The following is a 12,483-nucleotide window of genomic DNA, read 5'->3' as shown; positions in this document are numbered from 1 at the left end:
AGTCCCGTCCGCTCCGCCACTTCTTAAAGAAACCTCAGTCGAAAGGCTGAGGTTTTTTGCTATGTGTGACCCGGAAAAGTGCTTCGCACTTTAGATCACGTCCGGGAGTCCGGCCTCACTTACCGTGCGCAACTAGGCGTCCCCCATTGAGCCCTATCCGTTCTATTACTTATTAAGAAGCCTCAAACTATGCGTATAGGTTAAATGAACCGAGGTTTTTCTATCAGCATCATACGTGCCAATTACTAATGAGCATCTGTATTACAGGCATCTGTTTAGAAGGTGATGCCTACACGTGCAATAATTCCTGCGACCATAGCGATATACATCAGAAACCCTAAGCCGTTACCAACCCATATCGTTGGATTTTTGTGGTAAAGCCCATAAAAGGTCCAAAGCATGGCGATGAATGAGTAGAGTACCCAGGTTGTCAAGGATAATCCTGCAGCATGCTCACTGTGTGAGAAGTAGAGCTTATAGATTTGAGGTAACGTTGCCAAAGGACTGACTAAGCCCATTACAAGCATCAAAGGTTCCAGCGCTTTCCCTATCTTTTCAATCACGCTCATTGCTCACCTCACTTGAGTTAATTCCTAGTGAGGATAGTCAGGAGAGATGGCTGTCGCTGCTCTTCGCGATACCGATACTGAGACAGTATCGCAACTAGATCGTTTTCCCTTCTGCTACGTCCCATAGCGCTTTAATAAGCGGGTTATCTATTTGCGATCGTAGACAGCACACTCCCAGCTCGAATGGCTTGATGGGGGCTAGCTTGAGCTTTTCGATTTTATCTCTGACAGGACTGTTATTGATTACCACATCCGGCGCAATTCCCACACCGCACCCAAGCGCTACCATGCTCACTATGGCTTCATGGCCGGAAACCTGCGCGTAGATATTCGGTTTGATCTTCATATTCTTAAACCAGGTGTTCGCACGCTCCCTGGCGGTTCCAGCTTCCGGTACGATAAAGGGAATAGAAGACCAATCAGGATGCTCACTTTGCAGGGTATCGGCGAAACTGCTGACACCAGCAGGTGCGATAACAGACAGCGGGACATCACTGATGGGCTCGAATGAAACCTTCGAAGGAAGCTGTTCAGGCAAAGCGGATATTGCAATGTCTGCTTCATCAGAGAGCACTTTGTCTATCGCCTGTGCCGGGTCCCCTGTAGACACTTTAAGCTCAATAAGTGGGTGTCTTAAGCGAAACTCTGATAGCAGTTCAGGTAAATGGCTATAACTTGCGGTGACCGAGCAGAACAGCCTTATCTCGCCGACTATCTCATTCCCTGAGGTATTAAACTGACTCTGGTATTGCTGCCATTCAGACAGAATTCTCATCGCGACAGGTAATAGCTTTTTCCCTGCCAGTGTCAGCTCTACGCTTCGGTTATCCCTCAGAAAAAGCTGTTGTTCAGCTTCTTGCTCAAGCTTCTGTATTTGGCGGCTCAGCGCTGAGGGACTGATATGCATTGCAGCGGCTGTTTTGGAGAAACTTTTACTGTCACATAGGTGTATGAACAGCTGAAGATGTTTGATGTTCATCGCTTAACTTCCATGTTGCAAAAAATGCAATTACATGTTGTGAATATATCACTTTAAGCAACTAATTACCTGATCTATGATGAGGGCAATTCGATGCAACAGATTGTCATGTTCGCATCGCCAAAGGACAAAATTTCTTCACGGAGTATTCGACATGTCTAACTATTTCAATACCTTGAACTTGCGTGAGCAATTAGCTCAGCTGGGTGTTTGCCGTTTTATGGATAAAGCGGAATTCGCAAATGAAGCGGATTACCTGAAAGGCAAGAAGGTTGTTATCGTGGGTTGTGGTGCACAGGGCCTGAACCAGGGTCTTAACATGCGCGACTCGGGTCTGGACGTGTCTTACGCTCTGCGTCAGGCAGCGATTGACGAGCAACGCCAATCTTACAAAAACGCGAAAGAAAACGGCTTCAACGTAGATAACTACGAAAACCTGATCCCTCAGGCTGATCTGGTAGTTAACCTGACTCCAGACAAACAACACACTGCAGTTGTTAACGCAGTGATGCCTCTGATGAAAGAAGGCGCTGCACTGGGCTACTCACACGGTTTCAACATCGTTGAAGAAGGCATGCAAGTGCGCAGTGACCTGACTGTTGTGATGGTCGCACCTAAGTGTCCTGGTACTGAAGTACGTGAAGAATATAAGCGTGGCTTCGGTGTTCCAACACTGATGGCGGTTCACCCAGAGAACGATCCAAAAGGCGAAGGTCACGAGATCGCAAAAGCATGGGCAGCTGCAACTGGCGGTCACCGTGCAGGCGTTTTGGAGTCTTCTTTTGTTGCGGAAGTAAAATCTGACCTGATGGGTGAGCAAACTATCCTGTGTGGCATGCTGCAGGCAGGCTCTATCGTTTGTTACGAGAAGATGATTGCTGACGGTATCGATGCGGGTTACGCGGGTAAACTGCTGCAGTTTGGTTGGGAAACCATCACTGAAGCACTGAAATTTGGCGGTATCACTCACATGATGGATCGCCTCTCTAACCCAGCAAAAGTAAAAGCATTCGAACTGTCTGAAGACCTGAAAGACCTGATGCGCCCGCTGTACAACAAGCACATGGATGACATCATCTCAGGTCACTTCTCATCAACCATGATGGCTGACTGGGCGAACGATGATGTGAACCTGCTGGGCTGGCGTGCAGAAACTGCTGAAACGGCATTTGAAAATTACCCAGAAACTGACGTGAAGATTTCTGAACAAGAGTACTTCGACAACGGCATCCTGATGGTTGCGATGGTTCGTGCGGGTGTTGAGCTGGCGTTTGAAGCAATGACTGCATCTGGCATCATCGAAGAGTCTGCATACTACGAGTCACTGCATGAGCTGCCACTGATCGCAAACACCATTGCACGTAAGCGTCTGTACGAGATGAACGTGGTTATCTCTGACACTGCAGAGTACGGTAACTACCTGTTCGCTAACGTTGCAACGCCACTGCTGCGTGAGAAGTTCATGCCACTGGTTGGTACTGACGTGATTGGTAAAGGGCTGGGTGAAACTGGCAACCACGTTGACAACCAAACGCTGATCGACGTGAATGAAGCACTGCGCAACCACCCAGTAGAGTGGATTGGTCAGGAGCTGCGTGGCTACATGACTGACATGAAGCGCATTGCAGTGGGTGACTAATCACCGCAATAGATAAATACGAAAAACCCGGCAATAGCCGGGTTTTTTTTATGTCTTTCGTTTTGCGCCTAAGCGTCAGACTTCTCGTTAAGCTTTTGCTCAAACTCAGCCAGTTTCTGTTCCATTTCAGTCAGCTTTTGGCGGGTGCGAAGCAAAACCTGCGTCTGAACATCAAACTCTTCGCGACTGACAACATCCAGTTTAGCCAGCTGTGATTGGATCACCTCACGAACCTTCTGCTCAACATCATTACCCAGATCTTTTACCGGTTTCGGCATAGACTCATGGATTTGCTTGGCAATTTGCTCCAACTTTTTTGGGTCGAACATGCGTTACTCCTTATTTTGATGCCGTTATTCTAAGCAACACCTGACCTTTTGTCGAAAGTGTCGTATCGCAAAAGGCTACTACTCATTACGCTGAAAAAAGAAAAGGGTCTCAATCGAGACCCTTTGTCATATTGGAAGAATATCAGTGCGCGGTTTTTTCCTGCGCTGAAACATCCAAATCTTCTTCAAACTCTGGCAGTGGCTCGTGCTTGCTCGCCAGATAGGTGTAGATTACCGGCAGTACAAACAGGGTGAACAGAGTACCAATTGCCAGACCGGCAACGATAACGATACCGATACTGAAGCGCTGTGCGGCACCTGCACCGGTGGCGTACATCAGCGGGATAAGACCTGCGATCATCGCTGCTGTGGTCATCAGGATTGGTCGCAGACGCACTTTCGCGGCTTCCATCACCGCTTCCATCTTGTTCATACCACGATGAAGCTGCTCTTCTTTTGCCACCTCACAGATAAGGATACCGTGCTTGGTGATAAGGCCGATCAGCGTGATGAGACCTACCTGAGAGTAGATGTTCATTGATGCTGCGCCCCAAGCGAGGGCAATCAACGCGCCACAGATAGCCAGTGGTACAGAGACCAGAATGACCAGTGGATCACGCAGCGATTCGAACTGAATTGCCAGAACCAGGAAGATCACCGCCAGTGCCAGCATAAAGGTGCCTACAAGCGCGCTACCTTCCGTCACGAACTGGCGGGCTTCGCCGAGGTAATCGTGCTGATAACCGCGAGGAAGTTTCTCAGCTGCGATATTCTCAAACCAGTTGATGGCATCGCCCATCGCAACGCCAGGTGCAGCAACCGCACCTATGGTTGCAGAGTTCAACTGGTTGAAGTGAGGCAGGGCGCGAGGTTCGGCTACCACATCAATGGTGATCAGTGAGCCCAATGGCACAGCCTCACCGTTCGCAGAGCGTACGTAGTAACCTTTGATGGACTCTGGGTTCAGGCGGTACTTACGCTCGACCTGTGGGATAACCTCATAGGAACGGCCATCCAGATCGATACGGTTCACGTAGCCATCGGCCATCATTGTACCTAAGGTAATACCGATATCCTGCATGGTCACGCCGTATGCGCCAGCTTTGTCTTTGTCGATGTTGATTTTCATCGTCGCCGAATCGAAGTTCAAATCCATGTCTGAGTAGACAAACATAGAGTTGCTCTTCACTTCAGACAGTACGTCTGACGCTACCTGGAACAGGCTCTCGAAGTTGCTAGGTGTGGTGATCACGAACTGGATAGGCAGACCGGAAGACGCACCTGGAAGTTCTGGCATCTGGAAGGCAGTCACCGCCATACCCGGGATGTCTTTCACTTCCTCAGTCATACGCTTCACGATGTCAGCTTGACTGGCTTCACGCTCACTCCAAGGTACCAAAGAGGCGATACCAAATGCCTGATTGGATTTAGGCACACCAGAGAATACCTGCGAGAAGGCCACTTCTGGCTGGTCAGCCAGTTTCTGGTTTACTTCTGCCATGGTGTTCTGGATGTAATCTAAGTTTGCCGTTGATGGCGCAGTACCCATCATCACCAGCACGCCTTTATCTTCCGCGGGTGCAAGTTCACTAGGAATGAACTTGAACAGCAGTGGCAAGCTGACAAACACGATCACGGCGAAGGTGATGATGACAGGACGTACCTTCATCACGCCGCCCAGCATGCGGGCATAGCCCTCGGTCATACGATCAAGGAAGTGGTGTACTTTTGCTTCGAATTTGCTTGGCTGCGCATTGGCTTTCAGCATCTTCGAACACATCATCGGCGACAGGGTCAGCGCGATAATACCGGAGACAAATACCGCACCAGCCAGCGTCAGGGCGAACTCTTTAAACAGCGAGCCTGTGATACCCCCCATTAGTGCGATAGGTGCGTACACTGCTGCCAGCGTCAGTGTCATCGAAATCACCGGCACGGCAATTTCGCGGGTACCGATGATGGCGGCGCGGAATGGGGACTCCCCGAGCTTGATGTGTCTATCGACGTTCTCCAGAACAACGATGGCGTCATCCACCACCAGACCGATAGCGAGTACCATCGCGAGCAGCGTCATCAGGTTCAGTGAGAACCCGAACAGCTCCATCATCATGGCTACACCGATAAGCGATAGCGGGATGGTGATGATCGGGATGAGTACTGCACGGAATGAGCCCAGAAACAGGGTGATCACCACCAGTACGATAAGCGCTGCTTCGATGATGGTTTTCACCACCTCGTGAATCGATTCGTTGATGGCAACAGTCGAGTCATAAAGCACGTTCATCTTGATGGTGCTTGGCATGTTGCGCTCAAGCTCTGGGAGCTTCTCAAGCACATCTGCTGCGATGTTTATCGGGTTGGCGGTTGGTGCGGCGTTAATGGCTGCAACCACAGCTTCTGAACCGTTTGCTGTCGCACGGTAAACGTCATGGCTCTTCTCAAGCGATACCTTTGCGATGTCACCAAGACGAATGACCTGACCTTTCTGGGTGGCAACAACCAGGCGTTTCAGCTCTTCGGTGTCAGAAACCTGAGTGTTGGCCGAACCGTTGTATACCATGTAGGTACCGATGGACTGGCCGGTCGCAGACTGGAAGTTGTTGGCGTTCAGCACGCCCATCACGTCAGTCGCTGTCAGGTTAAACGCAGCCATTTTTGCCGGATCCAGCCATACACGCAGCGCGTACTTGAGGCCACCATAGAGGTCGATACTTGCTACACCGTTTACGGTAAACAGCTGAGGCTTGGTCACACGTTCCAGATAGTCAGTGATCTGGCTGGAATCCAGCTCTTCTGACGTAAAGCCGATGTACATTACCGCTGTGGTAGAACCGGTCGACATCGACACCGACGGGTCTTCCGACTCGCCTGGTAGCTGTGCTCGCACCGAGTTCACCTTTGCCAGAATGTCAGCAAGCGCCGCATTTGGATCGGTATTGAGCTTCATGTATGCCGTGATGGTTGAGCTACCCAGCACCGACTCCGAGGTCATGAAATCAATGTTGTCCGCCTGTGCAACGGCCTGCTCAAGTGGCGTAGTAATAAAGCCCTGAATAAGGTCAGCACTCGCACCATAGTAACTGGTAGAGATAGTGACCACAGTATTGGTCATGTCCGGGTATTCCCGCACCTGCATCTTGAACATCGACTGCAGGCCAAGCAGTGCGATCAGAAAACTGATCGACACCGCCAGTACCGGACGCTTGATGAAAATATCAGTGAATTTCATAGCGGCCTCTTACAGTTGTGGCAGCTCTGCCGGTGGATTGAGGGCATCACTTTCCACAACACGTACCTTCGCACCGTTGCTCAGACGCACCTGACCGGAAGTCACGACTTTGTCACCTGGCTCCAGACCTTCCAGCACGTGTGCGATGTGATCTTTACGCTCACCGACTTTCACAACCTGCTGATAGGCTCGGGTTGCGCCGTCTTCCTCACGCAGTACATACACGTTCTCACCGTAGAGGGTGAAGTTGATGGCAGTCTGATCGACAACGATTTGGTCTTCAAACGTTGGCAGAATGATGTTTGCACGGGCAAACATACCTGAGCGCAGTTGGCCGTGGTTGTTTGGAATATCTGCTTGTACCTGGATCAAACCGCTCTGGAAGTTAACTGCAGGCTCGATTGCGCTGATCTTGCCGGTAAATGGTGTGTCTGGGTAGGCATCTACTGAGATATCAATTTGCTGGCCCAACTTGATTTTCGCAATGTCGGTTTGTGGCACAGTAAAGCGCAGACGCATGATTGACGTGTCTTCTAGACGCACGATTTCTGTGCCTGGTTGTAAGTATTCACCCAGGAAGACGTTACGCAGACCGACGACACCATCAAAGGGTGCATCAATGGTACGGCGATCAATCGACGCATTTAGACTTTCAACATCAGCTTGCAGTGAACGGAAATTCGCTTCGGCTTCATCCAGGGCTTCTTTAGAAATTGAGCCTTTACGGAACAGACCTTGGTAGCGCTTGAACTTCGCTTCAGCAGCAGGCAAGCGAGCTTGGGTACTCTTGAGGTTCGCGACTTCTACTTTTGAGTCTAATGCCAGCAAAACATCACCTTGTTTGACGGCCTGACCGGATTCAAAGTTGATGTTTTCGATGACGCCGCTGACTTCTGTGGTCAGGGTAACGCCCTGGTTTGGTTCGATAAAACCAATAGCCTCAATGGTAGGGATCCAATCGACTGAATCCATTTCTACCGCTGTGACCGGGAATTCCGGCTCAGGCATGTTTGCCATGTATTCGGCAATTTTCTGTTGCTTGAACATGTTAAAGCCAATCACGGTGCCGAATAGCAAAACCGCCACGACTAACATGACTACAAACCATTTCTTCATTTAGATTGCTCCGATTATCTATGAAGGCAGATAGCATCCCAGCAAGCGTTGATCGTATCCTCGATTGCTGATTCATCTAGTTCTATGACCCCTTGTACCTGTTTGCGTGCAAGGCAAACAGCTGGCTCGATACCAATGCCGGAAAGCACTGAAGTGGAGAGGGGTTTGAATGTTCCGTCTGCAATTCCTGATTCGAAAAACTGGTGGATGGGACCAAAAGCTTTTAAATCCATCAGGCGTTGCTCACCGTTTCTCTGATAGGGCAGACTGTCAAATTGTTCCCGATTGATTGCGTTATCGTCTCGGCGAATGGTTAAGTGCCATGCATTTAGCCACAGCGTGACGAATTGTTGCTTTAACGGCTTATCCGCGTCATGGCCTTCCAACATCTTAGTGGCACACTGCTGAACCACATGATTTCGAAGTTGACTCAATAAGTCGTTTTTATCTGAAAAGTAACGGTAAATGGTGCCTGCTGCGACCCCGGCTTCCTTTGCTACCATCTGCATCGAGAGGCGATCAAAGCCATGCTGGGCCAACAAGCGTTCCGTTGCTTCCAAGATCTGTGTTTTCTTGTCAGACATAACACAGCGCTCCAATGAATGAACGTTCATTCATTGTATGGATTTTGTTACAGACTGCCAACTCTTTCCTTAAAATCGACGAAAGATGAAGTGCGCCGTTATTCCGTCTATACCCAAACGACCTGAAGATGCTCGCATTCAGAGGCCATCAATGCGTTCAATTCGAGGCAAATTTCACGAGGAATAGCACTCTATTTCCGTGGAATTTAACAAAGAAGTGGGCGCATTGAGGGCCTCCCTTCGGGCGAGTTGACTGACGCCGTGCTCTTTGTTACTCCTTTTTGATGGAGGTGGCTACACCTGCAAAGGAGCGCCGCGATCACAACGCCAGTCAACCTCGCTGAATCCTGCATCTTCAGGTTGTTTGGGTATACAATGCACCTGCTAAATATCGCGTGATTGAACAGAGGAACCACATGAAACTTAATCCAGCTCAGAATGACGCTGTCCACCATGTCTCCGGGCCCTGCCTGGTGTTAGCTGGTGCGGGTTCCGGTAAAACACGTGTGATCACCAATAAAATTGCTTATCTGGTCCAACAGTGTGGCTACAAGGCTCGTCACATTGCGGCGGTAACTTTTACCAATAAAGCGGCGCGGGAAATGAAAGAGCGCGTCGGCCAGACGCTGAACCGCCAGGAAGCGCGGGGGCTGATGGTCTCTACCTTCCACACTCTCGGCCTGAATATCATCCGTCGCGAGTATAAAAGTTTGGGGTTGAAAGCGGGCTTCTCGCTGTTTGATGATCAGGACCAGATGGCGCTTTTAAAAGAGCTGACTGAAGATGAACTCGACGGCGACAAGGATTTGCTCAACCAATTGCTGCATACCATCTCGAACTGGAAGAATGACATGCTGACGCCTCAGCAGGCGGAATCTGCGGCGATGGGCGAACGCGACCAGTTATTTGCCCATTGCTATGCCATGTACCAAAAGCAGATGAAGGCTTACAACGCGCTGGATTTTGATGATTTGATCCTGATGCCAGTGATTCTGCTGAAAACCAATCAGGAAGTGCGGGAACGCTGGCAAAGTAAAATCCGTTACCTGCTGGTGGATGAATATCAGGACACCAATACCAGCCAATATCAGCTGGTGAAACTGCTGGTGGGTGAACGAGCCCGTTTCACTGTGGTGGGTGATGATGACCAGTCTATTTACAGCTGGCGTGGTGCGCAGCCAAAAAACCTTTTGATGCTGAATCAGGACTTTCCAAGTCTCAAAGTCATCAAGCTGGAGCAAAACTACCGCTCAACCAGCCGTATCCTGCGTGCGGCGAATATCCTTATTGCCAACAACCCGCACGTGTTTGAGAAAACCCTGTTCTCCGCGTTGCCAGACGGTGAAATGCTCAAAGTGCTGAAAGCCAACAACGAAGAGCATGAAGCAGAGCGCGTGGTCGGTGAGATCATTGCGCATAAATTTATGAACCGCACAGACTACAAAGATTACGCGATTTTATACCGCGGCAATCACCAGTCGCGCTTGTTCGAAAAAGCGCTGATGCAGAACCGTATTCCTTACAAGATCTCTGGCGGCACTTCATTCTTTGCGCGGGCAGAAATCAAAGACATCATGGCGTATCTTCGTTTGCTGACCAATCAGGATGACGACAATGCGTTTTTGCGCATTGTGAATACGCCACGTCGCGAAATTGGCCCAGTGACACTCGAAAAGCTGGGAACATACGCGAACATGCGTGGAAAAAGCTTGTTTTCGGCGAGTTTTGAATTGGGGCTTCAGGAGCACCTAAACGGTCGTGGTCTGGAATCCCTGCAACGATTTACCCGCTGGATTGTTGAGCTTTCCGATCAGTTTGAGCGCGGCGATGCGGTTGATGCAGTGCGCTCGTTGGTGAGGGACTCACACTATGAAGATTGGCTCTACGAAACCTCAGCCAGCCCTAAGGCAGCAGAGATGCGGATGAAGAACGTGTCCGATCTCTACAGCTGGATTGTGGCGGACTTGGAAGGTGATAACTACGACAACGAAGTGAAGACGCTTCGTGAAGTGGTTCAGCGACTGACACTGCGTGACATGATGGAGCGTGGCGAGGACGATGACGATGCTGATCAGGTGCAGTTGATGACGCTGCATGCCTCTAAAGGGCTCGAGTTCCCGTATGTGTATCTGGTAGGAATGGAAGAAGGCTTTTTGCCGCACCAATCGAGCATTGACGAAGACAATGTGGAGGAAGAGCGCCGTCTTGCCTACGTGGGCATTACCCGTGCGCAACGTGAGATGACTTTTACGCTTTGTAAGGAGCGCCGTCAGTACGGTGAGTTGATAAAGCCTCTGCCGAGCCGTTTTCTTGAAGAGCTGCCATACGACGATGTGGAATGGGAAGAGAAGAAAAAGCCCCAGACACAGGAAGAAAGAATGGCAAAAGGGCAGGCAGCAATCGCCAATCTCAGAGCAATGCTTAAAAAAGACTAAAGAAAAGCCGGATAACTCCGGCTTTTCTTTTATGCATCGAGAGCTTCTTCAGCCGATTCGTTCTCGTGCAGCTTGCGGATCACTTTGGCTGGCGTGCCACCAATCAGACAATCTTCCGGCATGTCTTTGGTGACTACTGAATTGGCTGCGATCACTGAGCGAGCACCAATGGTCACGCCCTGGCAAATCACCGTATTGCCTCCTACCCAGACATCATCACCCACCACGATTGGCTTGCAGAAGGTTTCCCATTTGCGTCGGCTGCGGTAATCCATAGAGTGGCCGGCGGTGTAAAACTGGCAGTTAGGGCCAATGAGCACGTTGCTGCCAATGGTAATTGGTGCACCATCCAACATCATCGCACCCATATTGATAAAGGTACTGGGACCGATATGGACGGTTTTGCCAAATTCGCAGTGGAAAGGCGGCATCACCATTGAGTCATCCCCAATGCTGCCAAACAGCTCTGATGCAATATCAATGGATTGGTCAACCGGGAGAGTGTTGTAGCGTTGAAGGAGTTGGAAGGCTTTCGAGCGAATGGAATCAATCGTTTCATCGCCCCCATTAAAGGAGAGGCCTTGGGTCATTTTTTCAAATTCGGTCATCTTAGGAACAGGAAAGAAGAAAACACGCGCGAATGATGGGCAATATAGCGGAGGAATTCAGTGTCCTTGCTTCCAGACTGATAAACAGGCATCAAAAAAGCGGCTTGAAAGCCGCTTTTTCACACAATCTTGGATGCCTTACAGAGACAGCATGTGGTCGATAGCAGCCACGATCTCGTCATCAGAACAATCCATACAGGTTCCGCGTGCTGGCATGCCGTTGAAGCCCTCGATGGCGTGCTTGTTCAGCGTGTCACGGCCTTGTGCAAGACGTGGTTCCCAAGCGGCAGGGTCGCTAACTTTTGGTGCGCCCGCGGCACCTGTCGCGTGACATGCCATACAGTAGGTGTTGTAAACGGAATCGCCGGTACGTGGGCCTGATGGTGCAGCCGCAGTCTCAACAGGTGCTTCGCCGTCCAAGTAAACGGAACCGACTGGTGCGATGCGTTCTGCAATGGCTTCTTCTGACATGTCAGCAGCGTGCGCTGTACCCATCAGAAACAAAGCGGTGACAGCAGATACTGCTAAACGACGTAAAAAAATTCCCTTTGCGCTCACTGTTTCACTCCCAATATCTTTTTGGTTCCGAATTATCGGACGTTTTTTATGCGGTTAGATATTTTTATCACAATTGTAGAGGTGGATCGGCTAACTGGGTCGACCTTTCAGCAATTGTAACGATCTTAATTACGAAGTATGGACGAAATAAGGTTAACTCCGTGTAAAGATTAAGTGATTATAGCGCTTTAGATTGTTGCGTGAAACCGTTATGATATCGCCTGCCTGCACTGTTTTTAGCCCGATCGGATAAAAATAAACCGTTCGAAAAAAAAATTAAAAAAAGTGCTAGACGGCAGGAGGCGATATCCGTAATATGCGACTCCGCCGACAGGGGCAAGCGCCCGTAGCTCAGCTGGATAGAGCGTTGGCCTCCGGAGCCAAAGGTCGCAGGTTCGAATCCTGTCGGGTGCGCCAGTCCGGAAAAGAAAATTTGG

The 12,483-nt window shown here is 50.0% G+C and carries 10 protein-coding genes and 1 tRNA gene; 3 read left to right on the top strand and 8 right to left on the bottom strand.

Features of this window, described 5'->3' with window-relative positions:
• Positions 1 to 275 precede the first annotated feature (275 nt).
• Together D515_RS01750 and ilvY are read right to left on the bottom strand one after the other, a co-directional pair.
• Complete coding sequence (locus D515_RS01750; RefSeq protein WP_002535505.1) at positions 276 to 569, bottom strand: SemiSWEET transporter; 294 nt, start codon at positions 567 to 569, stop codon at positions 276 to 278.
• 94 nt (positions 570 to 663) lie between these two features.
• A complete protein-coding gene (ilvY, locus tag D515_RS01745; protein ID WP_002535504.1) occupies positions 664 to 1,548 on the bottom strand; it encodes an HTH-type transcriptional activator IlvY in 885 nt (294 codons plus the stop codon).
• A gap of 154 nt (positions 1,549 to 1,702) precedes the next feature.
• Here ilvY and ilvC point away from each other — a divergent pair, with 154 nt between their 5' ends.
• Positions 1,703 to 3,187, top strand: coding sequence for a ketol-acid reductoisomerase (ilvC, locus tag D515_RS01740; RefSeq protein ID WP_002535503.1), 1,485 nt, complete (start codon positions 1,703 to 1,705; stop codon positions 3,185 to 3,187).
• 68 nt (positions 3,188 to 3,255) lie between these two features.
• Here the strand turns inward: ilvC and ubiK are convergent, their stop codons facing one another.
• The 4 genes from ubiK to D515_RS01720 form a co-directional block, all read right to left on the bottom strand.
• Positions 3,256 to 3,516, bottom strand: coding sequence for a ubiquinone biosynthesis accessory factor UbiK (gene ubiK / locus D515_RS01735; RefSeq protein ID WP_002535501.1), 261 nt, complete (start codon positions 3,514 to 3,516; stop codon positions 3,256 to 3,258).
• A 142-nt stretch (positions 3,517 to 3,658) separates the two neighbouring features.
• On the bottom strand, positions 3,659 to 6,745 hold the full coding sequence (locus D515_RS01730) for a multidrug efflux RND transporter permease subunit (protein WP_002535499.1): 3,087 nt from the start codon (positions 6,743 to 6,745) through the stop codon (positions 3,659 to 3,661).
• Positions 6,746 to 6,754: 9 nt separating this feature from the next.
• Positions 6,755 to 7,861 carry an efflux RND transporter periplasmic adaptor subunit gene (locus D515_RS01725; RefSeq protein ID WP_002535498.1) on the bottom strand — a complete coding sequence of 369 codons (1,107 nt, stop codon included), beginning with the start codon at positions 7,859 to 7,861 and terminating at the stop codon, positions 6,755 to 6,757.
• Between the two features lie 14 nt (positions 7,862 to 7,875).
• Complete coding sequence (locus D515_RS01720) at positions 7,876 to 8,445, bottom strand: TetR/AcrR family transcriptional regulator (RefSeq protein ID WP_002535497.1); 570 nt, start codon at positions 8,443 to 8,445, stop codon at positions 7,876 to 7,878.
• Positions 8,446 to 8,861: 416 nt separating this feature from the next.
• On the opposite strand from D515_RS01720, the gene rep reads away from it, so the two are divergent.
• The gene (gene rep, locus D515_RS01715; RefSeq protein WP_002535496.1) at positions 8,862 to 10,880 is read left to right on the top strand and encodes a DNA helicase Rep; all 2,019 of its coding nucleotides are present in this window, start codon (positions 8,862 to 8,864) and stop codon (positions 10,878 to 10,880) included.
• A 29-nt stretch (positions 10,881 to 10,909) separates the two neighbouring features.
• Here the strand turns inward: rep and D515_RS01710 are convergent, their stop codons facing one another.
• Positions 10,910 to 11,488 (bottom strand): sugar O-acetyltransferase, encoded by a 579-nt coding sequence (locus D515_RS01710; RefSeq protein WP_002535494.1) that lies wholly within the window; start codon positions 11,486 to 11,488, stop codon positions 10,910 to 10,912.
• Between the two features lie 138 nt (positions 11,489 to 11,626).
• Positions 11,627 to 12,046, bottom strand: coding sequence for a c-type cytochrome (locus D515_RS01705; protein WP_002535491.1), 420 nt, complete (start codon positions 12,044 to 12,046; stop codon positions 11,627 to 11,629).
• 340 nt (positions 12,047 to 12,386) lie between these two features.
• On the opposite strand from D515_RS01705, the gene D515_RS01700 reads away from it, so the two are divergent.
• Positions 12,387 to 12,463, top strand: a tRNA-Arg gene (locus D515_RS01700).
• Positions 12,464 to 12,483 lie beyond the last annotated feature (20 nt).

The sequence above is a fragment of the Grimontia indica genome (assembly GCF_000333895.2).
In the GTDB taxonomy this organism is placed as follows: Bacteria; Pseudomonadota; Gammaproteobacteria; order Enterobacterales; family Vibrionaceae; genus Enterovibrio; species Enterovibrio indicus.
Note: the sequence above shows the minus strand (reverse complement) of the source record. Positions and strands in the feature narration are given on the sequence as shown.